Raw genomic sequence first — 25,907 nt, forward strand, 5'->3', positions numbered from 1 at the left:
CACGGGCGGCGTTTTCGTTTTCAGACATAGGTTGTGCGGCCCTGCGGTCCGGACTGGCCTAGTTCCAACTAGGTCGGGGTGATGGGCGTGGGGTCGCTGCCCTCCTTGGGCGTTTCCTTCCTAGACTTAGCCGCCCGCGAAGGTTCGCCTCTGTTGCGGGCGGCTTTTTCATTTGCGGCGACATTGAGTCAGTCCGGACTCAGATGGAATCATATCGATGCACTCGGTGGCCTTGCGTAATCCTCAGGAAGAGCGCGCTGCGCAGCATCTGGCTGCCGGCTTTGCGCTGACGCCCGAGGAGCGCGCCAAGCGCGGCCTGCCGATGACGGCGAGTCTGCAGGAGGAGGCGGCGGCGCTCGGCGGGCTCGACACGGGCGCGTCGTCATTCCGGGCCAACGCGCGCAAGTTCTGCCAGCGCAAGGTCATTCGCGAGCGCGTCGCCGGCATCCAGTACCAGGGCGCGATGCTGGCCTCGACGTCCGTTGCCTCGCTGATGGTGGAGGCCGAAGAGGCTCGCGATCTCGCGATGAAGCTGAAGGAGCCGAGCGCGGCCAACCAGTGCATCCAGACCAAGGCGAAGCTCGCCGGGCTCTGGCGCGACAAGGTCGAGGCGACGGGCAAGGATGGTGTGCCGCTGGCGGGCGTTGCTGTGACGGCTGTCGCTCCGACCATCATCATGACCGGCGCGCCGCAGGGAGTTTGACATGAAGTGCATCGCAGGAACTCTGGCGCTCTTCGGCGGCGTCGTGTTGTGGGTGTTGTTGTCGCCGCCTCCAAGTGCGGAGGAGAAGGGCGCCTTCTGCGGCGCCTCCGGCTATCTGTCGCCCTGCTGAGCAAGCGTCGCCGTGCATGACGAGCGTCCCGACGCGCTCCGCGTTCACCTCTGGCCGAAACAGTGGACGGCGTTCTTAACTGAGGCGACCGAGGTCCTGTTCGGCGGCGCCGCCGGCCCCGGCAAGTCGCATCTGATGCGCGTTGCCGCGATCGTCTGGTGCTCCTCGATCGCAGGCCTTCAGGTCTATCTCTTCCGCCGCGTTCGTGAGGACCTCTACAAGAACCATCTCGAAGGCCCGAAGGGCTTTCGCGCGATGCTGGCACCTCTGGTGCACGGCGGATGGTGCCGGATCATCGGCGATGAGATCCGCTTCTGGAACGGCAGCCGGATTTATCTCTGCCACTGCAAGGCGGAGAACGACGTCTACAAGTACCAGGGCGCGGAAATCCACGTCCTGCTCATCGATGAGCTGACGCACTTCTCGGAAGCTCAGTACCGCTTCCTGCGCAACCGCGTGCGCATGGTCGGCATCACGCTTCCGCCTGAGTATGTCGGCAAGTTCCCGCGCATCCTGTGCGGCTCAAACCCCGGCAATACCGGCCACCTCTGGGTCAAGACCACCTTCATCACCGGCACGATGCCGCTGACGATCCGCCGCATGCCTCCGTCCGAAGGCGGCATGCTGCGGCAGTTCATCCCGGCGCGCCTCGAGGACAATCCCTCGATGGCCAAGGACGATCCGAGCTACACGGATCGTCTTGCGGGGCTGGGCTCGGCCTCGCTCGTCAAGGCGATGAAGGACGGCGACTGGGACGTGGTCGAGGGCGCCTTCTTCGATGAGTGGAGCAACCCGCAGCATGTTGTCGCGCCGTTCACTCTTCCGCGCCATTGGTTGCGCTTCCGCTCTGGCGACTGGGGCTCTTACAGCCCGTTCAGCATCGGTTGGTGGGCCGTTGTTGGAGACGACTACAGGCTTCCCGTTGTCGGGCACGGCGATCAATCTGATCTATCAGAACGTTCCGATCATCGAGGTGGACGATCTGGAGGACTTCATGCAGGGCTCGCAGTGGACGGCGGAAGAGCTCGCTCAAATCTGCTCCCGCGAGGCGCCCTCGTCCGCTACCGCGAAGATTACGGCGCCAAGGGCGGCAAGCTGACGGCCGAGCAGGTCGGGGCGCGCATCGTCAAGCTGGAGAAGGACGATCCGAAACTGTCCTACGGCGTGCTCGATCCCTCGACCTTCAAGGAGGACGGCGGCCCATCGATCGCAGAGCGGATCAACCAGGTCCTGATCAAGGAGAAGCTGGTTCCGTTCCGCGAGGCCGACAACACCCGCGTCTCCCGTGCCGAGAGCCGCGACCGCGGCGGTCCGATGTCGGGCTGGGATGGAATGAGGGCGCGACTGATCGGCACGGCCAAGCGCCGCGAGGATGGTGCGGTCGATTGGTCCGCCGGCCGGCCGATGCTCTACGTCTTCGCAACCTGCGTCGACTTCATCCGGACCGTGCCCGTGCTCCAGCATGACGCGGCTCGGCCTGAGGACCTCGACACCACGGGTGAGGATCACGCCGCCGACGATGGCCGCTACGCCTGCACCTCGCGGCCGTGGGTGAAGTCGCTGACGCCGGCGCAGAAGGAATCCCGCGACGCCTACGGCGAGAGCCGCGAGGAACGCTACTCCGACGACACAGCAACCCTGTAAGGGAGGATGACCATGGACGATCAGGCGAACGCAGGTGAGGGCATCGCTGCGAACGTGCCGGCGACCGGCGAGGTGCAGATCGGCGGCGATCCGAACGCGCCGCAGCGGCAGCTGTCGGTCGCGGAGGTCGAGACCAAGCGCAACGCGGAGAACCTGGAGCGCGCCAAGGCGGGCGGCTACGTCGAGCAGGCGCCGCCCACGATCTCCGAGCGCGTTGCCTCGCTGATCGCGGCCGTCGGTCACTCCATGGAGAACAACGCGCCGATCAGCCGCGAGAACTTCGAGGAGATGAAGGCGCTGCTCGGCCATCGCGGCCAGGCGCTGCCCGACCAGACGGCGGCTTGATCGACCCTGAGGACGAAGACGACCTCGACGCTGCCGAGGTCGAGCCCGACGATCCCGACGCCTGGCGGGATTATTGCGACGATCCGTACGGAGAGGAAGACGATGGACAGCCTTAAGGTGACCGATGCCGCGAGCGAAGCCGTTGCAGTCGCGCCGCGCGTGAAGCTGTCCGACATCGAGGCGGCGATCATCCGCCGGTATGACGTGCGCGGGTGCGATGCCGTCGGTGAGGCGCTGGTCATCACGGGAAATGGCAAGCCCGGCAACCCGCTCGGCTTGCTCTCGCTCTGCATCCTCGAAATGCGCAACGGCTTCACGATCGTGGGCAAGAGTGCGCGGGCTTCGCCGGAGAACTTCGACGCGGAGCTCGGCAAGCAGTACGCATATGAGGACGCCGTTCGCCAGCTCTGGCCCCTGATGGGTTTTGCGCTGCGAGATCGCCTCGCAGCTCCCGAATGGCCCGGGGATCGCCGCTGATGGCCGGCACCGCCTCCGCCCCCGCGAACAACGCCGTTGTCTACCAGGGCAAGCCCAAGGGCAACCGCAAGAACAAGGCGGTCACCCGGAAGGCTGCGAAGGGTGCCATCAAGCGCGGCATGATCTCCGAGAAGGCCGCCAAGCGGCATCTGGGCGACCTCTGATGGCGGAGGCGCTGGGGGCAAGGATGCGCTCGTTCGGTCTCGTGCTGCACGGCATGCTGACCGAGGCGCAGTGGAAGGAATTCCTGGTCGCCGTCTGTGATGCGATCGGCATGTATCCGGTCGGGGAGCCGAAGGTGTGGACCTATCCGCTCGAGGGCAAGGGCGGGACCGGGCAGACCATTATGCTGCCCATCACGGAATCCTTCCTGGTCGTCGACACCTGGTCCGACCATGACGGCGCCTACCTGTTCGTCTGCTCCTGCCGCGAGTTTGGGATGGGCTCTGTCTTCGACCAGGCGGAGAGTTTTGGCCTGAAACCCTCGACCGAGGATGATGGCGCGTTCTTCCACCAGCTGCGCTTGAAAAGGTGAGTCCTTGAACCTCAAGAGCAAGACAGCACTGGTCTATGACAATGGCGTCTTCACCGCGCTCGCCGTGACGCTCGGCAAGTCCTTCGGCCGCGTGCTCTACTACGTGCCCTGGACAAGCGGCATGCCGAAGTCCAATGCGCTTCTGATCGGTGATGGCCTGCCGGGCGTCGAGCGTATCGAAAACCCCTTCGACTATTTCGACGAGGTCGACATCTGGATTTTCCCGGATGTCTATGAGGCGGGATTCCAGAAGTGGCTTGTCGCGCAGGGCAAGCGCGTGTTCGGCTGCCGCGGCGGCGCCGAGCTCGAGATCGACCGGCCGAAGTCGAAAGAGGCGAGCAAGAAGCTCGGCATCGATATTGGGCCCTACAAGGTCATCACGGGGCTCGATGCGCTCCGGCGGTACCTCAAGTCTCATGACGATCAGTGGGTGAAGATCTCGGGCACTCGAGGCGACATGGAGACCTTCGGCGCCAAGAGCTACGACAAGGTCGAGGTCCGCCTCAACGAGTTGGAGCACAAGCTCGGGGCCTACACCAAGATCATGCAGTTCACGGTCGAGGCCGGCATCAACGACGCGGTCGAGACCGGTTATGACGGCATCTGCGTCGATGGGCGCTTCGCCAAGAGCGCAATGACCGGCGTCGAGGTCAAGGACGAAGCCTACCTGATGAAGACGGTCCGCTGGTCCGAGCTTCCAGAGCAGGTGCGCTCCGTCAATGAAAAGCTGGCCCCGGCGCTGAAGCGCTACGGATATCGCGGCTTCCTGTCGACCGAGGTTCGCTGCACCAAGGACGGCAAGGCCTACCTGATCGATCCGTGCTGTCGCGCAGGCTCGCCGCCGAACGAGCTCTACCAGGTGCTGATGGCGAACATCGCCGAGGTGATCTGGTATGCGGCGGAAGGCATCATCGTCGAGCCGGAGTACAAGGCAAAGTGGGGCGCCGAAGTGCTTCTGATCTCCGAATGGGCCGATCAGAACTGGATGCACGTCTCCATCGGCAAGGACGTTCTGGACTTCGTCAAGCTGCGCAACTTCTGCCGCATCGAGGGTGAGTATTACGTCATCCCGCAGTGGACCGGATGCGCCGAGATCGGCGCTGTCGTCGCCTATGGCGATACGCCCGATGAAGCCATCGCCAACTGCAAGGCGGTCGCCGACAAGGTCGAAGGGCATCTGTTGGACAAGCCTCTCGATGCGCTCGACGTCGCGCGGGAGCAGCTGGAACAGGTGCTGGGCAAGGACAAGCCGAAGAGCAAGCAGCAGCGGCAGGCCGAGGCGCTCTACGCCGAGGGCAAGATCTCGGACAAGCAGCTCGACAAGATGCTGGCGAAGGGGTGATCCGTGCTGTCGCGGTCCCTGGCGCGGTGCCGGCGCGAGCGCTTCGTCCGCGACGATCGCCCGCGCTGGCAGGACATCCCGGAGGATCCGGAAGTCGATCCAGATGACGACAATCCGGAAGACTACGACCGGTTCGGCATGATGATGCGGATCGACGGTCTCGACCGCGCCTGGCGCGACCTCGTCAACGAATACGGGTTCTCCCGCGTCATCAGCCTGATGGGCGACGGGCATCATCCAAAGACGGCCGCACGGTTGCTTGCCGCGCGCCGGCAGCGTGAGCAGGGAAGAGGAGACGTGGCATGGCAAAGTCTAAGGTGACCGCGGAAGTGCCGGCGAGCCCAGCGCAGGCGAAGCGCTATGACGACTGGGACGTCCGCGAGGCGATGCGGACGCTGATGCGCGCGGACGAAATCCAGGGGGACAAGAAGCTCATGGGCATGGTTCGCAAAGAGGCCGCCAAGGAATCCGAGAAGATGGCCGAGGTCTCCCGGCAGGCCGATCGCCTGGCGCGCTCCGGCCACATCTCCGACAAGCAGCTTGCGAAGCTGAAGAAGGAGAAGCCGATCGCCTCCGGCAAGGAAGGCGATAGCGGCAAGGGGCAGACCGTCCGCGGCATCGCGACGAAGTAACCCGCGCGACCGCCTCGCATGCCCCTGGTCGAATATTCCCCACTTGACGAGATGGATCGCGCCGACGCTGCGCGCCTGGCGCCGCTCGTCCCCGATAGCCGGCCCGAGACGTCGGATGATTTCTCGCGGCAGGCGCCGGGCGGCGGCATCGAGACCAACCCGAACCAGTTCCTGTCGGTCGGGGAATTGCGCCGGCAGTATCTCGACTATGTCGACAGCAAGGTCGAAGAGGTCGAGGAGGCTAAGGATAGCCGCCGCTACTACCACGGCGCCCAGCTCACGGCCGAACAGCTGCGCGTGCTGAAAGCGCGCCATCAGCCGGTCCAGATCTGGAACCGGATCGGACGCAAGATCAACGGCATCGTCGGCGTCGTGGAGCGCATGCGCTGCGACCCGAAGGCGGAGGGGCGCGATCCCAAGAGCGAGGCGGGTGCGTCCGTTGCCACGCAAACCGTGCGCTATGTGCTGGATGCCAACCAGTTCAAGAACTCGCTCAACTACTGGACCCTGCTCCAGACCGGCATTGACGGCCTTGGCGGCGTGCAGGTCGTGCTCCAGAAGGGCGACAAGGGCGATCCGGACGTCGGCCTCGAATGGGTGATCGGGGACGAATATTTCTACGATCCGCGCTCCTTCCGTTTCGACTTCAAGGATGTCCGCTACGAGGGCATCGCCAAGTGGATGGACGTCGACGCGGCGATCGAGATCTTTCCGGACAAGGCCGAGCTGCTCGAGGGCCTGTTCCAGGGTGACAGCGACCTGACGACGAACCCCGACCGCGAGATCAAGTGGCTGATCACCTCCACGCGCCGCGTGCGCATGGTGGAGCACTGGTACAAGCACAAGGGGCGCTGGTGCTGGGCCTTCTACGTCGCCAACGTGCTGCTCGACCAGGGCGTCTCGCCGTTCTTCGATGAGCGCGGCAATTCGGTCTCTTCCTTCGAGATGTGGGGCCCGTTCATCGACCAGGACGGCGACCGCTATTCGTTCGTGCGCACCTTCAAGGGTCCGCAGGACGCGCTCAACCAGGGCAAGTCCAAGACGCTGGCGCTCGCCAACTCGCGCCGCATCGTCATGGACAAGGGCGCCGTCGACGATGTCGAGATCACCCGCCGCGAGGTCGCACGCCATGACGGCGTGGTGGAGAAGAACAAGGGTTTCGACCTCAAGGTCGACGACACCACGCCGGAGGTCGCGACCTTCACCTCGTTCACGGAAGACGCCAAGAACGAGCTGGATGGTTTTGCCAACTCCAACATCGCGGCGATGACTGGCGCCGGCATGACGCAGCTCTCCGGCAAGGCCATCGAGCTGCTGCGCCAGCCCGGCATGGCCGAGCTCGGGCCGTTCGTGCTGGGACATCGCATGTGGCGGCTCAACCTCTACCGCAAGATCTGGAACGCCTGCCAGCGGCACTGGACTGGGGAGCGCTGGATCCGCGTCAACAACAACCAGAAGCTTGCCGAGTTCATCCAGATCAACGGCGTCGATCTCGACGAATGGGGCCGGCCGGTGATGGTGAATGCGGTCGGCGCGCTCGACGTCAACATCGTGCTCGATGAGGGCCGCGACCTGATCTCTGCGCTTCAGGAGTTGTCGGACAAGCTCTCGAAATATCCGCCCGGCACCATCCCGCCGCAGATCCTGGTCGAGATCGATCCGGACATCCCGCGCGATGAGAAGGACAAGCTGCAGCAGATGATGGCGCCAAAGCCGGAGCAGCTGCAGATTCAGCAGGCCAAGACCAAGCTCGAGCTGGAGCACGCCGCCGGCAAGAACGCCAAACAGGCCGCGGACACCCGGAAGACGCTTGCTCTGGCCGAACAGGCGCTGGCGACCGCGCAAACCAAGCGAGCGCAGGTCACCACGGAAGCGGCGCGCGCCGGCCATCTCGCCCGCGCCTCCGATCTCGATGCGGCAACCTTCGTGCGGGATTCCCTCGTCAAGGCGCATGAGATCATGCTGCCGTTCCTGCAACCGCAAGGGCAGGCGGGGATGCAGCCGCAGCGGCAGGCTGCGCCAATTGGCGCAGGCATGCGCTGAACTTTAGCGAAAGGAAGAAGCGATGCTGGCGTTTGTCAGAGGAATCGTGTTTGCGGGTGCGATGCTGCTTGGCGTGGGCAGCGCTGCCGCGCAAAGCGCCGTGCCGTCGGACAACTGGTCGGTCTCGATCACGACCGGCAACACCTTCCAGACGATCCAGACCGCCAATAACACGCGCCGGGCGCTCACGATCCAGAACAACAATGCGTCGGACAGCTGCTATCTCGACGTGACGGGCGTGGTCTCCGCCGGCAACACCACGGCGACCAGCGTCACCACGAAGGGCGGCACGATTACGGCCGCGAAGGCCTCCGTGCTGCTCCAGCCGGGTCAGGCCTACACGCGCTACTATCCCTACACGGATAGCGGCCCGATCGTCGGGACCTGCGCAACCGCGGGCGACAGCCTGTACGTCGCCATCCAGTAGCGGTTTCGCGCGCCATGAAGCTCCTCCGCTCATTCCTTGCTCTCGCACTTGCGCTAGCGCCGGTCGCCTCGCACGGCGATGGCCTTGGCGGATCCGTCACGCCGCAGCTCGGCGGCGGCATCAGCGCGGGATTCGATGGGGCGTTTTCGGGCGCAGGGAGCATCCCGCCTCCAGCCGGCTTCGCCTGGCCGTTCAACCAATACCCGATCACGATCCAGCAATCGGGCCCGAACAGCTTCACGACGAGCTTTGTGCCCGAGAGCTACGCCTCAGCTGCGCTCGCCGGCCCGAGCTATTACGTCAACTGCTCGACCGGAAACGACGCGAACCCCGGCACCTCGGGCTCGAAGGTCAAGTCGATCTGGAAGGCGACGCAGCTCGGCAATGCTGCCGCTGTACCCTTCAATGTCCAGGTCGACTACGTCGCTGCTGGATGCCCGCGGGAAAACGGCTTCAGCAACGTCAGCACGGTAGTCGCGAACACCCAGCCAGCGGCCTATGTCGCGGTCGGTGGCACGCTCGATGTCTGGACCGGCAGCACGCTCACCTGGTCCGGCTCGCCCGACCCGACCTTCACGACACTTTACACGGCGACGCGCAGCGCCGTCTCTCAGGTCATCAATCCCACGATCCTGGACGCCTACGGCGATCCGATCATGGCGACCAAGTACGCGGACGCTGCGACCGCGAACGCCGCCAGCGGCAGCGCTTGGGCGCAGGTCGGCTCGACGCTCTACGTGAAGTGGGCCGGCGGCGCGGCGGTCACCAGCACCAACACTCGAGCGCTGCTTCAGTCGACCCCAAACTTCGTCACGGACGGAACGTCGAAAGACGTCTACCTCAAGGGGTTCAACTTCCAAGGCGGCGCGAACGGCGCGGTCGCGATGACGGCCGTGGCTACGCTGAACTTCATCGCGGTGAACGTCAAAGCCTGCTACTCGGGCGACAGCACGAACGCCGTCAACGGCTTCAAGCTCGACTTCATCACCGGCCTGGCTGCGCTGGTTAATAGCGTCGGGTGTAACGCCGAGGCCGACGGCATCAACAGCCATTGGACACCGGGCGGAACACCCGGCCTCTATACGCTGACGATCAACAGCGTCGGGCGCAACAACGGCCGCGATACGGTCCAGTCCTGCAACGGGCTGACGGCGCATGACGGGGTGATCTCGATCGACGTCAACGGCGAGTATTTCGGCAATTTCGGCACCAACCTGATCCCGATCAATGCCAGCCAGATGTGGGTGCTCGGCAGCTACGCGCACGACAGTCAGGGTGACGTCGGCCATGGCGGGGTCACGACGCCGACCGATATCCAGGCGCAGAACACCGCGCAGATGTGGTTGCATGGGGTCAGGACCGCAGTCTCGGCAACATCGCTGCTCGCCTCCAACACCTCGATCATCCGCTACAAGAACCTCACGACGGGTGTGGGGCAGTCCTTCGGCGCCGGCGGCGGCACGATCGTTCCCTACAGCTTCCTGCTCCAGCGCGACATCGATCCCGCCTCCAACGACAATTCGCCAGCGTTCCAGAACAAGGTAGCCTGACATGTCCATCAAAGGCCGGTCCTCCGGCACTCCGGCGCCACTCCTGAAGAATGCTTCCGCTGCGCCCTTCGTCTATTTCGACAACGCACCGCTCTATGGCGTTGCCGGCATGGGCATCGAGGTCGAGCTGACGGCTGCCAGCATCGTTCCAAGGTCCGACGGCGCCGTGATGCGCGAAGCGGTATGCGTCGCTCACTTGCGCTGCTCTCCGCAGACCGCGCTCTCGCTGATCGATAGCCTCCAGAAGGCGGTCAAGATGTACAGCGAGCAGATGGCGGAGCTCGCCGCGCAGGCCTCTGAGCACGTCGAGGCTTCTGAGCCCGCAACAGACCACGCGGCCGGTCCGCCGCGGCCATCGTCGCCGCCAGTTCGGCGGTCGATGGTCGCTTAATACAGTTTCGGTCAGCGCCACCAGACGGTGCGCGGCATCCAGGGAGCCGGACTTCAAACCCTGCGGCAGGCGTCCTCCATAGCGGCGCAACGCAATTCATCAGTGCCGGCGTGCCGTCCGAAGTCGGATTTCCGATTGCGGACGCGAACGGCGCTGCGGTCCGTCCAGCACCAGACGCTGGCATGTGAAAAGGTAGCCATTCAATGGGTCAGGTAAGGGAAGTCGACGCCATCTCCGATGCGATCATCGAGACCGAAAGGGAGATCGCAGGGGAGGCGTGGGACATCGAGGATACCGAACGCGCCGACGCATCCGGAGATCGCACGCTCGAGAGCCTGGGCGATGGTCTGGAAGGTCAGCACGAAGCCGCAACCGATGAGGACGAAGACGCCGATGGCTCCGAGGAGACCGAGGGCGATGAGTCCGAAGAGGAGGCGGAGGACGGGGAAGAGGACGGCGAGGCCGAGGCCGGAGACGGCACGACCGGTCAGCAGCAACAGCAGCGCGAGCAGGAGCCGCCAGCGGGCCGTGTGCCCTCCGGCAAGCTCCGTGAGGAGGCCGAGAAACGGCGGCAGGCGGAAGCCCGCGTTGCCGAGCTCGAAGCCAAGCTCAACGGCACGACGGGTGACAATCCGAAGATTGCCGCGCTCGAAGCCCAGCTCCAGCAGCTGACGAGCCTGCTCAATGGCCAGCGGCAGCCGCCGCAGGCCCAGCAGCAGACGCAAGAAGAGCCGCCGGAAGTCCCCGACATCTTCGAAAACCCCAAGGGTTTTGTCGAACACATCACGAGCCTCGTGCAGCAGGCGGTCGCGCCCGTCCGACAGGACGTGCGCAAGAACGCCGTGGAGACGAGCTTTGCGCTCGCTCATGCCACGCACAAGGACACGTTCGCCAAGGCGTTTGATGCCATCAACGGCCTCAACCCGCAGAACCCCGACGACCGGGCAACCGTGCAGCGGATCTACAACTCGTCCAATCCTGGCGAGGAGCTGGTGAAGTGGCACAAGCGGACGACGGCTCTCGCACGTTTCGGGGACGATCCCGATGCGGCGGAGGCTCGTATCCGCGAGGACACCCGGCAAGCCCTCCTGAAAGACCCCGAGTTTCGGAAGCAGCTTCTGGCCGATCTTAAGGCAGAGGCTTCGACCGGAGAGAATGGCGCCCCGCGTACCACCACCCGACTGCCGAAGTCGATCGCGCGGGCCGGCGGCTCCAACCTTGGTGTGGAGCGCATGGACCACAGTGCGCAGGACAATTCGGAACAGTCGGTCGCTGACGCTGCCTGGCGCTAGGGACCGCGAACCTCTCTTTCAGCTCTTAATCGATATCGACCCGCCGGCGCCGTGCCGGCGGCATGAGCTACGCATTCGCGCCTCGCGCTTGGCTTCAACCTCTTGAGGGAAGCCATGCTTACGACGACTGCTGCAAACAACAAGCTCATCTACTTCCGAAAGGAAATCTACCGGGAATACGTTCGCGAGAATCTGTTCTCCCCCTATATGGGCCCGTCGATGAACGCGATCATTCGCGTCATCACGGATCTGGACAAGGGCGGCAAGAACGGCGGCGAGCAGATCAACATTCCGCTGCGGGCCCGCCTCAATGGACAGGGCGTCGGCGTCGGACAGCTGCGCGGCAACGAAGAGGCTCTGGACAACCAGGGCACCCGCATGTGGATCGACTGGTCGCGGCATGCGGTCACGATCAACAACGCGGAAGAGCAGAAGTCCTCCGTCGACCTCTACGCCGAGATCAAGCCGGCGTTGACCGATTGGGGTCAGGAGAAGCAGCGCGACGAGATCGTCGACGGATTCTACGCTCTGCCCTCGCAGAACCCGCCCGCGGGTCTGGGGTCGCCGAACGGCCAGCGCGTCAACGGCATCCTGATGGATGCTGCGACGGCTGCACAGCGCAACACCTGGATCACGGACAATGCCGACCGCATCCTGGTCGGCAACGGCAACACCGCGAACCTCGTGGCTGGCAACTTCGCAGCTTCCATGGCGAACGTGACCGGCGCGATGACGGTGTCTGGCGCTCTCGTCAACCGCATGAAGCGGTCGGCGAAGAAGGCCAACCCGCGCATCCGTCCCTTCAAGCTGAAGGAGAACGGGACCGAGTGGTTCGTGCTGTTCGTCGGTCAGGAGCAGTTCCGCGACGCGCAGAACGACAACGACATCAAGACGGCCAACCAGAATAGCCGGGCTCGCGAGAACCAGGGCTATCTGAAGAACCCGATCTTCGTCGACGGCGACCTGCTCTACAACGGCGTCATCATCCGGGAAATCCCCGAGCTGTCGCTGCGCCTGCCGGTCTTCTACCAGACCGCCGGCTCCGGCGGCATCCAGATCGCGCCCGCCTTCCTCTGCGGTCAGGGTGCGATGGCCTGGTGCTGGGGCAAGATGCCGACGCCGACGTTCCTGAAGGAGGATGACTATCAGTTCCTCCGCGGCGCGGGCATCAAGATGGCCTACGGCGTCGGCAAGATCGCCAAGCTGAATGCGGCCGGCAACTTCAAGGAGTGGGGTGTCTATACCGCATTCCTCGCCGCGGTCGCCGACAACTAAGCCTCTCGGCTGATGAGTGAACGGACGGCGCGCAAAACGCGCCGTCCTCTCTTCAACGCAAATCTTTCGGCCCAGGAGGCCATCATGAAGCAGACGCTCTTGGCGAAGCTCCGCGAGCTCGCCGCTCTCTCTCGTACTGCCGCGCTTGCGGCGCTTGTGGCTCTCGGCATCGCTGGGATGTCGCTCGGTCCCGTTGCGGCAACCGTGCTCACGCTGACACCGAACAACTCGCTGGCGCCGCGCTACTACCCCGAGCAGCTGACGCACTACGTTCGCTTTGCGGTCGACTTCAACGACTGCCCGCTCCGCGCGGCGGACACGGCGTGTTCGTTCCGCGTTGCCTCGCTCCCCTACAACGCGTTCCTGGTCTCGATCTCCAAGCAGATCATCACGACGTTCAACCCGACGACGTCGGCGACGATCGCGCTCGGCACTTCGGGGCAGGCGACCAACGTGATGGCGGCGTTCAACGTGTTCACGGGCCAGGCCACCACCGCGGTCTTTGACACCGCGTTCGCGGGCGCCGGCGAGCTCGTGACCGGGTCGGGCGCGACCGCAACCGGCATGAACGGCGGCTTCGACATCTATGCGACATACACGGTCGGCGCCGCCGGTAGCCAGGGCACGCAGGGGCGGGCGATCTTCATTATCCAGTACATCGCGCCCAACGACGGCGATTGCACGCTGGTGCCGACTGGCTCCACCGCGACGTCCTGCTGATCTTATCAACCAGATGCCCGGGCTTGTCCCGGGCATCGCCTTCGAACGAGGAGAGTGGAATGCCGAAAATCGCCGAGAAGATCACCTATGTGCCGGGCCAGCATGATCCCTCGCACGTCAAATGGGGCGGTCATGTCTTCCAGGCCAATGTCCCCAAGGAGATCAAGGGCGATCCCGACGGCACCTCGACCGAGAAGCTCAACCACGAGATCATCGAGCGTGCCAAGGGCAATCCCCATTTCATCGTCGGCGATGGCAAGCAGCCGCGCACCCCGCGCGAGAAGGCCCCGACCGATGCCAAGGGGTATCTCGCCTACTTCGTCGGCTGGCTGAAGGATGAGACCTTCGAGACGCCCGAAGAGCTGATCGCGCGCTTTGCACGCGACCGCGAGTTGCAGGCCAAGTGCGACGTCGGCCCGGACGACTTTGCGCGTGTCGGCGAATTGTTCGCCCCGCGCCTGCATGAGCTGGCGAAGGCCTGCGACATGTCGGAAGCGCAGGTTGCGGCCGTGTGGGTCAATCACGGCTACAACCAGCTGCCCTGGTAGCGAGAGGCCGCTAGGCCATGGCCCCGACCTCGCCATACCGCACCTCGAGCGATCTCGTCCTCGAGGTGCTCAAGCGGACCAACGTGCTGGCGGTCGGCCAAGCCGTCGACCCCGACGATTTCGCGCTGGTCAATGACAGCCTGGAATCGATCTACCGCAAGCTCGCCGGGCTCGAGATCGTCTATGTCGGCGACCGCGACAACATCCCGGCGGCGTGGTTCTCCGACCTCGCCGACATCGTCGCCGGCGAGAGCGCCAGCAATCTCGGCATCTCCGGGCAGGACATGATCGATCTCGTGGTGAAAGGCCTCGGCGGCCTCGGCGGCGTCGATGTCGGCGCGGGCGCGGCCGCAAAGTCGCTCAAGATCATGTGCCGGGGCCGGCCGACCTACGAGACCTTCCGGATGCAGTGCTTCTGATGGGCAAGCCGGTCCCGATACCGTTTCCGCTCTCGACCTTCCCGGGCGCGACGCCTCAGGAGGGCGCGGGCCGGCTGATCAACTGCTATGCCGAGCCGCTCGGGGAGCCATCGCGCCCCACGGGGCCGGCGCAACAGGTCTGGCGCGGCTGCCCTGGACTATCGCAGCACGCGATCACCGGTGAGAGCGGCTACCGCGGCGGCCTGCTCGTCAAGAACCTCTCCTACGAAATCTTCGACGGCAAGGCGCTGACGACGGACGTGGCCGGCGTGATCAACGTGCTCGGCAACTTTCCGGGCACGAAGATGGTCTCGATCGCGCGCAACATGGCGGCCGTACCGGACGTCGTTGCGGTCGATGTCGACAACGGCGCATATCAGCTCTCAACGGGGGGCGCGCCCGCGTTCTACAACGGCGGCGGCAACCTGCCACAGCCCAATGGCGTTGCATTCCAGGACGGCTATTTCTTCTTCACGATCGGCGATAATCGCTGCTTTGCCTCCGGCCTCAACGCGCTGACACAGAATGCGCTCACCTTCATCACGGTGCAGGGCCGCGCGGATGCGAACCTGCTCCGGCCCATTCCGTTCTCCAATCTGCTGCTGCTCTTCACCACCGGTTCTTTCGAAGTCTGGCAGGATCAGGGCATCGCAGCGCCGGCCTTTCCTTACGGCCGCCTGACCATTGTCGATATCGGTCTCGTGCAGTCTTCAGCCATCGCTGGCTTCGAGCTCGGCTTTGCCGAGCTGCTCTGGGTCTCGCAGGACTTTCACGTGCAGTGGATATCCCCGGGCTCGCTGGCGCCGACTGATGTCTCGCCGCCCGATCTCAACCGTCTGATCGAAAAGGCGGTCAAGGCCGGCCAGATCCTGAAGGCGGGCTGCACCATTGCCGGCGGCAAGAAGTTCTGGCGGCTGTCGTCGCCGACCTGGTGCTGGGAAATCAACCTTGCCACCAAGCGCTGGCACGAGCGCTGGTCGCTTAATGGCGGCGTCTACGGACCCTCACGCATGGTCGGAGGCCATCCGGCCTTCAACAAATGGATCTGCGGCGACACCCAGTCCGGCAATCTGCTCTATGCGGATCAGGAGTCCTACACGGAGAACGGGACGCCGTATCTGTTCCGCGTGGAATCCGGCCCGTCACGCGAATTTCCGGATGCGATGCGCATCGCGCGCGCCGATTTCGACTTCGTGACCGGCGTCGGCATCGAGGTCGGGACCTATGTGATGACGGTCCTTGGTGCATCGAGCGGGACCGGCGGCGTGGTGCGCCTCACGGTCGATCAGACGGCCAAGGCCAAGAGTGGCGACCAGGTCAATGTTGCGGGCGTCACGGGCACGACGGAGGCCAACGGCGCCTTCACGATGACCAAGGTCGACGCCAATCACATCGAGCTGCAGGGCACGGTCTTTGCCAATCCTTACGTCTCAGGCGGGACGGTGACCGATGTCTCCTCGCCGCCGGAGGCGGTTGCGCCGCAGGTTGCGATCTCCTGCTCGAAGGATGGCGGGCTCACCTTCGACAATCCCTCGCTACGTGCACTGGGGCCGCAGGGCCGCGGCGAGCTCGCGCGGGCCTCGGTCAAGAACCGCGGCCTTGCCGGCCCGCAAGGGGTGCGCTGGCGCCTCGACATCACCGATCCTGTGTATCGGGGGCTGAAGGGCGGGGTGATGAGCGACAACCCCCAGCGGGTGGCGCCGTGACGCTTCCTGTCAAGGACAAGAAATTCGATCCGAGCTTTGCCCTGGTCGACAAGGACGGCAGGCCGACGGCGCTGTTTCGCGACTACATGGCGATGGTCGATCAGCTTCTGACAGCGATGCGCGCCGGCAATGCGCCGACGCTCATCAATGCGGCGAACGATGCGGCGGCGGCCGTGGCGGGCGTCAACATCGGGCAATTCTACCGCAACGGCTCCGTGGTCATGATGAGGGTAGTCTGATGAGCATTTTCGATATCTTCGACAACAGTGTCGCACAGGATGCCGCCAACGCCCAGATCGCCGGCATCAACACGGGCGTGTCGAAGGCGACCGAGAACATCAACCAGGGCATCGGCGCGATCAACACCAACTACACGAACGCGTTGCAGCCGTACCTGACGAACTACTCCAACGCCAATGCCGGCGTCGACCAGCTGAAGAACCTGCTCGGGCTCAATGGGCAGCAGGGCGCGGACGCGGCGATGAAGTCGCTGGAGGCGACGCCCGGCTACAAGTTCCAGCTTCAGCAGGGCAACAATTCGATCAACGCCGCGGCTGCGGCGAACGGCACGCTCGCCTCCGGCAAGCAGCTGATCGACTTGTCCAACTACAACCAGGGCCTCGCGTCGACGAGCTACCAGAACGCAGTCAACAACCTGATGCCGTTCCTTAGCGGCTCGCAGACCGCCGCGGGCGGCATCGCTGGCACCTACACGGGGCTCGGCAATGCGACGGCGGGTCAGTACAACAATCTCGCCAACCTCAACTACACGGGCGCCACGGGCATCGGCAATGCCAATGCCAACGCGATCCTGGCGGAGAACCAGGCCAACGAAAACCAATGGGGTTTGTTGAGTGGCCTCGCATCGGCTGGCTCGAAGGTTCTCGGAAGCTCTGGCGGGTTGAGTGGCCTCGCCGGTGCGCTGTCGGTCTTCTCCGATGAGAACCTCAAGGAGAACATCGAGCCGGTAGGCAAGCTCTACGACGGCACCAACATCTACCGGTATAACTACATCGGCAGCCTGATCCCGCATATCGGCGTGATGGCGCAGGAGGTTGAGCGCGACCGGCCGGAGGCCGTGACCGAGATCGCTGGCTTCAAGGCCGTGAACTACGCCAAGGCGACCGATCGGGCAGCGTCGCTGGCGCGCTTTCTCGAGGCGGCCTGATCCATGGCCATGTTCGAACAGACCGTTGCCGTCCCGTCGACGCGCGATTACGCGCCGCCGACGCCGGACATCTTCAGCCAGATCGCGAACCTGCCGAACGCCTATTACCAGGGCGCCTTCAACAAGCAGCAGCGCGAGCTCAACGATCAGGCGATCCGGCAAGGCCAGATCCGGCAGGACATCCAGCAGACCTTCCGCGGCGGCCTGCCGATGAATTCGGACGGCACGATCGACTACGGCCGTGCCGTCGCGATGCTGGCGCAGAGGGGCGACACGACGGCGCTGTGGAACGGCGCGGACGCGATGTACGCGCAGTCGGCCTCGAAGCTGTCGCCGCTGCTCTCCGGCGGCGGCCAGGCGGCCGCGCCTGGCGCTGGCGGCGCTGCGCCGGCCGGGGGCGGAGTGTCTGCGGCCCCGCGCGTACCGGTGCAAGCGGGCGTGCATGGCGATTCAGGCTCGGGCACGATCGCCTCGCTGGTGACGGATCGCCTTCCCAATCAGGATGCAACGACCGGCCAGACCATCGCCAAGATCGCGAGCGTGATGGGGATTGATCCCAACGCCAACATGACGCCGGGCCAGCTGCGCCGCGCGCAGGGCCTGCTCCAGAAGTATGCCCCGGCCGATAGCCAGCCGCAGGCGAGCAGCGCTGCGGTGCCCGCGCGGCCCTCGCAGGTTGCTTCCGGTGAGGGACGCGATATGGCGCCCGCCCAGCGCGTTGCAGACGCCTTCGGCGCGCTGCCGCCCTCGGCCAATGCCGGAACGCCCGCGGCGCAGCCCTCGCCACAGGCAACGTCCCAGCCTGCGCCAAATGGCGCACCCTCCGCGCGGCCGGCGCCGCAGCAGCCTCCACAGCAACCGGTGCAGCAGGCGCAAGCGCAGCCGCAGGCGCCGGCACAGGGCCAACCGATCGTGCCGCAGGTCCCGCTGCCGAAAGGCTTCACGGATCCGCAAGCCGCCATCCTGGCGCTGCGCAGCGAAGCCGCGCGCCTTGCCGCCAATCCGCGCGCGCAGGGTCAGGTGCAGGAGCTCAACAATTGGGCGAGCCGCATCGAGGAATCCTTAAAGCCCGTGCAGGCCAACCCGAACACCACCATGCTGGATCCGCGCAACGGTCAGGTGCTCTATGAGGGCCCGGCCGCCGCGGCGCTGCGCGCAACCGAGACAGCCGGCGGCTCGCCCACGCTCGATGCCGATGCGGAGCGGTACCGCCAGACAGGGCAACTGCCGCCGAACCTGAAGAGCAATCTGATGGGGCAAGCGGAATCCCGCGCCATCCGCCAGCGTGCGGCGCAGCTCGAGCAAGAGGCAGGCGGCGACCCTGGCGAGTGGTCCAAGAAGTGGCAGCAGTTCAAGGGCCAGCAGGTCGCCATTCAGCGCTTCACCTCGGGGCCGCAAGGCAACACCATCCGTTCGTTCAACGTGCTGGTCGACCACCTCGACACGCTGAACGAAGCCGCTGAAGCGCTCAAGAACGGCAACACCCGCATGCTCAACCGCTTCAAGCAGACCTGGGCGGCGAACACGGGCGATCCGGCGCCGACGAACTTCGACGGCGTCAAGGCGCTCGTCGGCGATGAAATCGTCAAGGCCGTGGTGGGGTCTGCCGGCGCGCTCGCCGATCGCGAGGAGGTCAAGAAGGACCTCGATCGCGCATCGAGCCCGCAGCAGCTGGCGCAGCTGGTGGAGAAGTACAAGAAGCTGGCGCTGGGCCAGCTGCACGGCCTGCAAAAGCAGTACGAGACGTCGACGGGACTGAAGAACTTCGGCGACATGCTCTTGCCCGGCACGCTCAAGGCGCTGGGCGGGGCGAGCGAGGAAAAGAAGGGCGATGCCGGCACGGTGAGCAAGGACGGCTGGACGGTCGTGACCGCGCCCAACGGCAAGAAGGCGCGCATTCAGGAAATCACGGAGTAGGCGATGCCGACGTTCCAAATCGAGCAGGACGGCCGCCGCTTCAAGGTGCAGGCCTCCAGCATGCAGGATGCGACCGAGGCGCTGAAGTCGCATCTGGAGACGAGCAAACCTGCGCCCGGCATGGGAGAGAGCATCGCGCGCGGCGCCATGCAGGGGGCGACCGCCAATTTCTCGGACGAGCTGTTCGCCCTCTCGAAAGCCGGCGGCGGCGGCATCGATGATCCGCGCATGGGCATCGACCATCTGATCGGCGGCGCCGTCAAGTATTTCACGGGCAACAAGGATGCGAAGGCGGCCTATGACACAGAGGTCGCCAAGGAGCGCGAGCGCAACAAGCAGGCCTCCGAGGAGCATCCCATCGCCTATACCGCGAGCGAGGTCGGCGGTGCGATGTCGGTCCCGGCAGGGGTTGGCGCCGCGGCTGCAACGTTGCCGGCGCGCATGGCAGCGGGTGCTGCTGCCGGCGGAGGTTTCGGCGCCTTGTCAGGGGCAGGGCAGGGCGAGGGCGCCGCGGAGAGCCTCGACAAGGCCATGACGGGCGGCGGGCTGGGCGTGCTCTCTGGCGGCGCAGCGCCGGTCCTCATGCGCGGCGTCGAGGCGGCGGCGCCCTATGCGGCCAAGGCCATCGAGCCGATCAAGAACGCCGTGCGTGGCTACAGCGAGCCGGAGGCGGAGGCCGCGCGTCGCGTGGTCTCCTCGATCGCGCGCGACTACAAGAACCACGACCCCGGGCTCTCTGGCAAAGAGCTGGTCGCTGCCCGATCGGCTGGCCAGCCGGTTGCCGTCATGGACATGGGCGGCGAGACGACGCGCGCGCTGGCGCGAAGTGCGGCCAATACGTCGCCGGAAGGGCGCGCCATCCTCAACCGGACGATCGATGACCGCTTCGAGGAGCAGTCGCCGCGTCTTGCGGCCTGGCTGCGCAGCACGTTCCATTACCCGAACGCTGACGCGCAACAGACTGCGCTGGACAACATCGCCCGCACGGTCAACCGGCCGAACTATGCCAAGGCCTATGCGGATGGCGCCAATCTGAAGTTCACCGAAACGCTGGAGCAGATCAGCCAGGCGCCCGTGGTGCAGGAAGCGATCCGCAGGGCGATGGCGTCGGCCAAGAACGAAGCCGCCAAGCTGGGCTTTACCCCGCCGAAGACGCCGTTCCGGTTCGATGAGACCGGCCGGCTGAAGCTCAAGGTCAATGAAGACGGCTCGAAAATGGAGCCGAACCTTCAGTTCTGGGACCACGTCAAGCGGGCACTCGACAAGACCGGCACGCCTGAGGCCAAGGACTGGGCGAGGATCCTGCGCGAGCATCTCGACGATGTCGTGCCGAGCTATGGCACGGCGCGCGCTGGCGCGGCCAAGTTCTTCGGCGCCGGCGATGCGCTCGAGGCAGGCGAGAATTTTGTCGGCGCCAGCCAGCGGTTCGGCATTCCGGAAGCGCGCAAAGCGCTCGCGAAAATGTCAGCGGAAGAGCGTCAGCTGTTCCAGGATGGTTACATCTCGCGCCTGGTGCAGACGATCGAAAAGACCGGGGATCGCCGTAACGTCGTCAACCAGATCATGGGCTCGCCAGCCGCGCGCGAAGAGATGCACGTTGCGATCGGCGCCCAGCGCACCAAGGAGCTGGAGGCTCGCCTTCGCGTCGAGAGCATCATGGACCGTATGCGGGGCGCCGTGCAGGGCAACTCGACGACCGCGCGCCAGCTCGCGGAAGCAGGGCTTGCCGGCGGCATCACGGGCGGGGCGGGTTACGGGATTGCAACCGGCGACTGGAATCCAAAGGACGTCGGCGTTGCAACCGTGCTCGGCAGCATGCTCTCCAGCGGCGGACGCTATGCCGGCGCCAAGGTGCAGTCCGGCATCGATCAGCGCGTCGCCAAGAAGGTGGCCGAGATGCTGGTCTCAGATGATCCCAAGGTGCTTCAGAAAGGCCTCGCGATCGTCGCCAAGCAGCAGAAGCTCCTCGGGGCCTTGCGGACCGCCGACGACGCTCTCGCGCGGGCAGGTGGCAACCAGCTCTCGGGTATGAGCGTCCCGCAGCTGCCGGGCATTGGCCCAAGCCGCGCCGACGAGCAGCCAGAACGGCCACGCGGTCAGTAGGAACAGCCCGATCAGGGTCAACAGTAGAGCTGCCCGCGCAAGCGGGCGGACAATTTCGCGCATCAAGCGAACCTATCTGCGTCGCGCAGGACCGGCAACCACGCATGTGGAGAGCATCAATCCATGTTCTTGAAATATCTCAATAAACTTGCCGTTTCGGCGCTTTTTGGAATCACCCTCCTGGCGCTCCCGTCCGCCCATGCGGCCGGCACCATCCCCCTGGCGCTGTCGATCCAGCTCGATACCGACGGCTCGGTTGCCGCCAATTGCCAGGCGACCTTCTACCAGGCCGGCACGGTCGCAACGAAGCAGAACGTCTATTCCGACTTCTCGCTGACCCAGCCGCTCGGCAATCCGCTCTCCTGCGATCAGTCGGGCCGGCTGCCGATGTTCTGGCTGGCCGATGGGTTGATCCATGTCCGCCTGACCAACTTCGCCGGCAACCCGATCGTGGACACCACGATGCAGGTGCTGGGCCCGTCATCGGGTGGCGGGGGAGGCGGCGGCACGGTCGATCCGACCGCGATCATACAGACCGGCGACGTCAAGGCGCGTTATGGGACTGGGCCTCTCTCCGGCTTCGTGCGTGCCAACGGGCTCACCATCGGCAATGCAGCAAGCGGAGCGAGCGAGCGCGCCAACGCGGATACGCAGGCACTGTTTGTCTATCTCTGCGGCACCGATCTCAATCTCGTCATGACGCCGGCCCGCTCCGGCAACTGCCTTGCAGATTACAATGCCAGCAAGCAGTTGACCGTGCCCGATTTCCGCGGACGCGTTCTCGCTGGTCTGGACGACATGGGCAACTCTGCCGCTGGGCGCCTTACTGCTAGCTATTTCGGCACGGGGCCAACAACGCTCGGGTCATCTGGTAATAGCAGCGAAAGCACCACGCTTTTGGTCGGACAATTGCCGACTGGAATCACGTCCACGAACGCCTCCCAATCGATCGCGGTCAACACAGCGGTCAATGCCGGCGGCACTGTCATATCATTGGCTGGCAACAACAACGGCGCTGGACTCTTTACGCTGAATGCAGGTAGCGCTTCCAACGGCTCCGTAGCTGCCGTTCCCCTCGGCGGCTCTTGGCTGACGGTGAACAGCATCAGCGGCACCAACAGCATTTCGGTGACGTCGAGCAATACGCTCGGCCAGCCTCATCGCACGGTGCAGCCGACTGTCGTTCTCACGACCTACATCAAGCTCTAGTCGAGAGGCGGGGTCATTCAATGTACATCAACCCCGTCCTGTTCCCCCAGGTGACGAACCGTGAAGACCTGCTCCGCACGGTCGCGCTGTTCGATGATGACACCGGCGCGCCGATCGACGTCTCGGGGCGAGTGCTGGCCGCGCCCGGCGACTTCACGGCGGCGGCGTGGGTTGTGACGTCAAACGCGGTAGTCACAGCGTCCAACACGCAGCTGACCATCCCGGATTACCCCATCGCGGACGAGATGCAGGCGTTGAGCCTCACGGTCGGCGCTGGCCTTGCCATCGCAGCCGGCGCACCTGTGACGATCGCGGACGCTGCAACCGGCCTCAACACGATGACAGGCTATGTGACGTCCTATGCGCCGGCAACCGGCGCACTTGTGGCTCAGATCGGGTGCGCGTTCGAATTCGAGATCAGGGGGCACACGCACCAGCATGGCTATGGCGGCGGCTATGGCCCCTCATCCTTCATCGGCACGGATGCTTGCGAAGCGCCGCTGATCTCCGCGCAGCTCGGAGGCGGGCTCTCTCTGATTGACATCGGCCGCATCGAGATTCGCATTCCAGCCGCGACCATGGCGAAGCTGCGTCACCGCACCTACGAGATCGCGATGAGTGCCTATGATGGCTACGACAGCCGCCAGCTCTTCATCGGCAAGCTACCGGTCTTCTCCGGCGGCACGCGGCTCCTGCCGCTCCAGACGCCCCAACCCTCCAACCCCTACGGCCTGCCATGACGCTGCCCGCCAACATGCGCGTTGCAACCTCGGTCCCGTTCCCTTCGCAGGTGAAGGGCGCTGGCGTCATCCAGCTCGCCAAGGTCAACGGCGTCTGGACGGTATCGCTCAACTTTGCGCGGCTGCTGCCCGGCGTCGCTGTCGTTCCCAACCCGGCCACGACCTATACGCTGGTCTATGATTCCACGACGGGCGTCTATTACCTGGTCCAGCTGGCTGCGATCGCCACGAACAAGGTGGTTCGCATTCTCACGGCCGCAGGGCCGTATGCCGCGCTGCCCGGCGATGACGTTCTGATCGTCAAGCAGGTCGTCGCGGCACCCTTCAACATCACGGTCGACTGGTCTGCCCGCACCAATCCGCTTACCGTCGTCGACGGCAAGGGCGATGCCCAGGTCAACAACATCTCGATCACGCCCGGCGCCGGGCAAACCCAGATGGCAGCCGTCGACTACGTCTACAAGATCGACGGCAATGGCGGCTCGATCACGCTGACGCCGCTCCCCGACCGGACCGGCGCCTACTAGCTCCCCACGCGATCCAAAGAGGTCTTCTCCGATGAAGCTCCGCTTGCTTGCGGGCGCGCTGGCGCTCGCGCTGTCGTTTGCGCCGTCTGCCGCGCAGGAAAACCAGGGTACCTCGCCGCTGTCCGTTCAGAAGGGCGGCACGGGCGCTGCGACGCTGACGAACCATGGCTTCATCATCGGCCACGGCACGGGCCCGATGACGTCGCTGCTGTGCGGCGCGGCGCAGCTCGCGGTCGGCCAAGCCGCGGCTGATCCGATCTGCCAGACGATCACGGGCGACGTCACGATCAACGCTTCTGGCGTCACAGCGATCGGCGCCAACAGGGTCACGAATTCGCAGCTCGCGACGATGGCTGCGTATACCCTCAAAATGAATGCGACCGGGTCGAGCGCGGCGCCGACCGACGTCGACATTTCGACGCTGGCGACCAAGGCGAGCCCGACGGCCGGCGACTATGTCGTTATCTCCGATCAAGCGGCCTCCGGCGCTTTGAAAAAGGCGGCTTACCCGACCAATAGCGGCATCAATGTCGGGTCCAGTCCGGTCACTGGCGGGACCACGGGGCGTCTGCTTTACGACAATGGCGGCGTCCTCGGCGAATATGCCCAGGTCCCCACCGGGTTCGGCGGGACCGGCGCGAGCAATTCCACCAACGCCACGGGCGACATTCTCAGCTCGAGTAGCACCAACGGCACCTTCGCGGCCCGCAGCCTGAATGCCCTCTGCACGCTGGCGCCAAGCGTCTGTAACCTCGCGCTTGGCTATACCAGCATCTATTGGTACGGCGCGAAATGCGACGGCATTTTCCAGTCCAACCAGAATTTCGATCAGCCCGCGACGAACCTGTCAATTACATCAGGCACCACGCTGCTGACGTCCTCGGGCAGCACGTTCACGAGCGCGGATGTCGGCAAACGGATTTATGTGCCGGGCGCTGGCGCTGCCGGAGCTGCGATCTCGACCACGATTGCAAGCTTTGTCAGCGCGACGCAGGTGAATATCGGCGTTGCCGCCAGCACCACGTTGAGCGCTGTCGCAGCAACCAACACCGCGCCGTTTGTCTATGGCACCGATGACACGTCGGCAATTCAAGCGGCATTGGACGCAGTTCCGGTCGGTGGCATGGTCTATATTCCCGGCAAGAACACGGGATGTGTCATCCGCCAGCAAGGCGCGAACACCTATGCTCTGCGGCAGAATCGCGCCTTTACCGTTAAGGGCTCAGGGCATTTTTCCAACCTGATGACGTTCCCAGACATTCCATCGACCGTCGATAATTTTCTCGTCGATGGATCTGCCGGCTTTGACTGGACCGGCATTAGCTGGAGCGGCTTCAGCATCGGCATGACGCCTCAATTCGTGCCGCCGACGTTCCTGATGTACAAGCGATACGGCAAGCGCGGCCTTGCCCTGGTCGATGTTCCATCCGCCAATTTCGTCAATGTCAACATCACCAATCTCTTCCTTGGCGAGAGCGGTAACGACTACACTCTCCATGTCGGCAACGGCACGTCTTCGGCGTCTCAGGCCGCCAACATTGTAGGGAACCGGATTTTTGGAGGCGTTCACCTTTCGCTGGTCTCCGATAGTTTCAAAATCCAAAACAATTTCCTGTATGGAGCTTCAACCTTCGGCGGGCTTTTCGAGTTCGTCTCCGGTGCGGCCGGCTTCATCTTCTCTGGCAACAACGTTACGTGGACGGGCTGCACCATCTTTGACAGTGGCACCAAGCACGTAGTGGTGAACAACTATTTTGAGGAAGTTGTGAACGCGTCGAGCTGCGCGCGCAATGCGATGGTGGACTTTAACGGCGGTATTGGCACTGTCGTCATGCCGACATTTACAGGGAACGTGGTCAACGCCGCCGTGAGCACCACGGCAACTCCGGTTCGCTACAACAACGTGACGGCGGGGAATTTTGGTGACAATTATCTAGCGACCTCGACGGCACGAACACTGGTCACCAGCACGACGCAATTAAGTTGCATCGCGCCGAATTCATGGACCGGGGGCGGAACACATTTCAGCACTGCATTGGCGAACACCTACGCCGGGTGCTGACT

Annotated in this window: 28 protein-coding genes; all 28 read left to right on the forward strand. The window is 64.6% G+C overall.

The window, feature by feature from the left end; genetic code table 11:
• Positions 1 to 217 precede the first annotated feature (217 nt).
• The 28 genes from ACKWRH_RS21530 to ACKWRH_RS21665 all read left to right on the forward strand — a co-directional run bounded on the left by ACKWRH_RS21530 (position 218) and on the right by ACKWRH_RS21665 (position 25,905).
• Positions 218 to 703, forward strand: a complete 486-nt coding sequence (locus tag ACKWRH_RS21530; protein ID WP_445222238.1) for a hypothetical protein — start codon at positions 218 to 220, stop codon at positions 701 to 703.
• Between the two features lies 1 nt (position 704).
• Positions 705 to 833, forward strand: coding sequence for a hypothetical protein (locus ACKWRH_RS21535; protein ID WP_445222239.1), 129 nt, complete (start codon positions 705 to 707; stop codon positions 831 to 833).
• A 12-nt stretch (positions 834 to 845) separates the two neighbouring features.
• Positions 846 to 2,477, forward strand: a complete 1,632-nt coding sequence (locus ACKWRH_RS21540; protein WP_445222240.1) for a terminase — start codon at positions 846 to 848, stop codon at positions 2,475 to 2,477.
• Positions 2,478 to 2,489: 12 nt separating this feature from the next.
• Positions 2,490 to 2,822 carry a hypothetical protein gene (locus ACKWRH_RS21545; RefSeq protein WP_445222241.1) on the forward strand — a complete coding sequence of 111 codons (333 nt, stop codon included), beginning with the start codon at positions 2,490 to 2,492 and terminating at the stop codon, positions 2,820 to 2,822.
• Positions 2,823 to 2,924: 102 nt separating this feature from the next.
• The gene (locus tag ACKWRH_RS21550; protein ID WP_445222242.1) at positions 2,925 to 3,299 is read left to right on the forward strand and encodes a Gp49 family protein; all 375 of its coding nucleotides are present in this window, start codon (positions 2,925 to 2,927) and stop codon (positions 3,297 to 3,299) included.
• Positions 3,299 to 3,463 (forward strand): hypothetical protein, encoded by a 165-nt coding sequence (locus ACKWRH_RS21555; protein WP_445222243.1) that lies wholly within the window; start codon positions 3,299 to 3,301, stop codon positions 3,461 to 3,463. The genes ACKWRH_RS21550 and ACKWRH_RS21555 overlap by 1 nt, the downstream gene beginning before the upstream one ends.
• Complete coding sequence (locus ACKWRH_RS21560) at positions 3,463 to 3,834, forward strand: hypothetical protein (RefSeq protein WP_445222244.1); 372 nt, start codon at positions 3,463 to 3,465, stop codon at positions 3,832 to 3,834. The genes ACKWRH_RS21555 and ACKWRH_RS21560 overlap by 1 nt, the downstream gene beginning before the upstream one ends.
• Before the next feature lie 4 nt (positions 3,835 to 3,838).
• Positions 3,839 to 5,176, forward strand: coding sequence for a hypothetical protein (locus ACKWRH_RS21565; RefSeq protein ID WP_445222245.1), 1,338 nt, complete (start codon positions 3,839 to 3,841; stop codon positions 5,174 to 5,176).
• Positions 5,177 to 5,179: 3 nt separating this feature from the next.
• Complete coding sequence (locus ACKWRH_RS21570; protein WP_445222246.1) at positions 5,180 to 5,497, forward strand: hypothetical protein; 318 nt, start codon at positions 5,180 to 5,182, stop codon at positions 5,495 to 5,497.
• The gene (locus ACKWRH_RS21575; protein WP_445222247.1) at positions 5,479 to 5,808 is read left to right on the forward strand and encodes a hypothetical protein; all 330 of its coding nucleotides are present in this window, start codon (positions 5,479 to 5,481) and stop codon (positions 5,806 to 5,808) included. The genes ACKWRH_RS21570 and ACKWRH_RS21575 overlap by 19 nt, the downstream gene beginning before the upstream one ends.
• An 18-nt stretch (positions 5,809 to 5,826) precedes the next feature.
• Positions 5,827 to 7,851 (forward strand): portal protein, encoded by a 2,025-nt coding sequence (locus ACKWRH_RS21580; RefSeq protein ID WP_445222248.1) that lies wholly within the window; start codon positions 5,827 to 5,829, stop codon positions 7,849 to 7,851.
• A gap of 22 nt (positions 7,852 to 7,873) precedes the next feature.
• Positions 7,874 to 8,278, forward strand: a complete 405-nt coding sequence (locus tag ACKWRH_RS21585) for a hypothetical protein (protein ID WP_445222249.1) — start codon at positions 7,874 to 7,876, stop codon at positions 8,276 to 8,278.
• A 14-nt stretch (positions 8,279 to 8,292) separates the two neighbouring features.
• The gene (locus ACKWRH_RS21590) at positions 8,293 to 9,828 is read left to right on the forward strand and encodes a hypothetical protein (RefSeq protein WP_445222250.1); all 1,536 of its coding nucleotides are present in this window, start codon (positions 8,293 to 8,295) and stop codon (positions 9,826 to 9,828) included.
• Between the two features lies 1 nt (position 9,829).
• Positions 9,830 to 10,219 carry a hypothetical protein gene (locus tag ACKWRH_RS21595; protein WP_445222251.1) on the forward strand — a complete coding sequence of 130 codons (390 nt, stop codon included), beginning with the start codon at positions 9,830 to 9,832 and terminating at the stop codon, positions 10,217 to 10,219.
• Between the two features lie 203 nt (positions 10,220 to 10,422).
• A complete protein-coding gene (locus tag ACKWRH_RS21600; RefSeq protein ID WP_445222252.1) occupies positions 10,423 to 11,511 on the forward strand; it encodes a hypothetical protein in 1,089 nt (362 codons plus the stop codon).
• Between the two features lie 114 nt (positions 11,512 to 11,625).
• Entirely contained in the window at positions 11,626 to 12,786 is a 1,161-nt protein-coding gene (locus ACKWRH_RS21605) for a phage capsid family protein (RefSeq protein WP_445222253.1), read from the forward strand.
• A gap of 84 nt (positions 12,787 to 12,870) precedes the next feature.
• Positions 12,871 to 13,506, forward strand: coding sequence for a hypothetical protein (locus ACKWRH_RS21610; protein WP_445222254.1), 636 nt, complete (start codon positions 12,871 to 12,873; stop codon positions 13,504 to 13,506).
• Between the two features lie 59 nt (positions 13,507 to 13,565).
• Positions 13,566 to 14,054 carry a hypothetical protein gene (locus tag ACKWRH_RS21615; RefSeq protein WP_445222255.1) on the forward strand — a complete coding sequence of 163 codons (489 nt, stop codon included), beginning with the start codon at positions 13,566 to 13,568 and terminating at the stop codon, positions 14,052 to 14,054.
• Between the two features lie 17 nt (positions 14,055 to 14,071).
• Positions 14,072 to 14,473, forward strand: coding sequence for a hypothetical protein (locus tag ACKWRH_RS21620; RefSeq protein WP_445222256.1), 402 nt, complete (start codon positions 14,072 to 14,074; stop codon positions 14,471 to 14,473).
• Positions 14,473 to 16,179: a hypothetical protein gene (locus ACKWRH_RS21625; RefSeq protein ID WP_445222257.1), complete on the forward strand. Its 1,707-nt coding sequence runs from the start codon at positions 14,473 to 14,475 to the stop codon at positions 16,177 to 16,179. Before ACKWRH_RS21620 ends, ACKWRH_RS21625 begins: the two co-directional genes overlap by 1 nt.
• On the forward strand, positions 16,176 to 16,418 hold the full coding sequence (locus tag ACKWRH_RS21630; RefSeq protein WP_445222258.1) for a hypothetical protein: 243 nt from the start codon (positions 16,176 to 16,178) through the stop codon (positions 16,416 to 16,418). The genes ACKWRH_RS21625 and ACKWRH_RS21630 overlap by 4 nt, the downstream gene beginning before the upstream one ends.
• Positions 16,418 to 17,347 (forward strand): tail fiber domain-containing protein, encoded by a 930-nt coding sequence (locus ACKWRH_RS21635; RefSeq protein ID WP_445222259.1) that lies wholly within the window; start codon positions 16,418 to 16,420, stop codon positions 17,345 to 17,347. The genes ACKWRH_RS21630 and ACKWRH_RS21635 overlap by 1 nt, the downstream gene beginning before the upstream one ends.
• Before the next feature lie 3 nt (positions 17,348 to 17,350).
• On the forward strand, positions 17,351 to 19,264 hold the full coding sequence (locus ACKWRH_RS21640) for a hypothetical protein (RefSeq protein ID WP_445222260.1): 1,914 nt from the start codon (positions 17,351 to 17,353) through the stop codon (positions 19,262 to 19,264).
• 3 nt (positions 19,265 to 19,267) lie between these two features.
• Positions 19,268 to 21,367 carry a hypothetical protein gene (locus ACKWRH_RS21645; protein WP_445222261.1) on the forward strand — a complete coding sequence of 700 codons (2,100 nt, stop codon included), beginning with the start codon at positions 19,268 to 19,270 and terminating at the stop codon, positions 21,365 to 21,367.
• Positions 21,368 to 21,490: 123 nt separating this feature from the next.
• On the forward strand, positions 21,491 to 22,576 hold the full coding sequence (locus ACKWRH_RS21650; RefSeq protein ID WP_445222262.1) for a hypothetical protein: 1,086 nt from the start codon (positions 21,491 to 21,493) through the stop codon (positions 22,574 to 22,576).
• Positions 22,577 to 22,596: 20 nt separating this feature from the next.
• Positions 22,597 to 23,316: a hypothetical protein gene (locus ACKWRH_RS21655; RefSeq protein WP_445222263.1), complete on the forward strand. Its 720-nt coding sequence runs from the start codon at positions 22,597 to 22,599 to the stop codon at positions 23,314 to 23,316.
• Positions 23,313 to 23,843, forward strand: coding sequence for a hypothetical protein (locus tag ACKWRH_RS21660; RefSeq protein ID WP_445222264.1), 531 nt, complete (start codon positions 23,313 to 23,315; stop codon positions 23,841 to 23,843). Before ACKWRH_RS21655 ends, ACKWRH_RS21660 begins: the two co-directional genes overlap by 4 nt.
• A 31-nt stretch (positions 23,844 to 23,874) precedes the next feature.
• Positions 23,875 to 25,905 carry a hypothetical protein gene (locus ACKWRH_RS21665; protein WP_445222265.1) on the forward strand — a complete coding sequence of 677 codons (2,031 nt, stop codon included), beginning with the start codon at positions 23,875 to 23,877 and terminating at the stop codon, positions 25,903 to 25,905.
• Positions 25,906 to 25,907 lie beyond the last annotated feature (2 nt).

The organism is Bradyrhizobium sp. Pa8 (assembly GCF_052588265.1).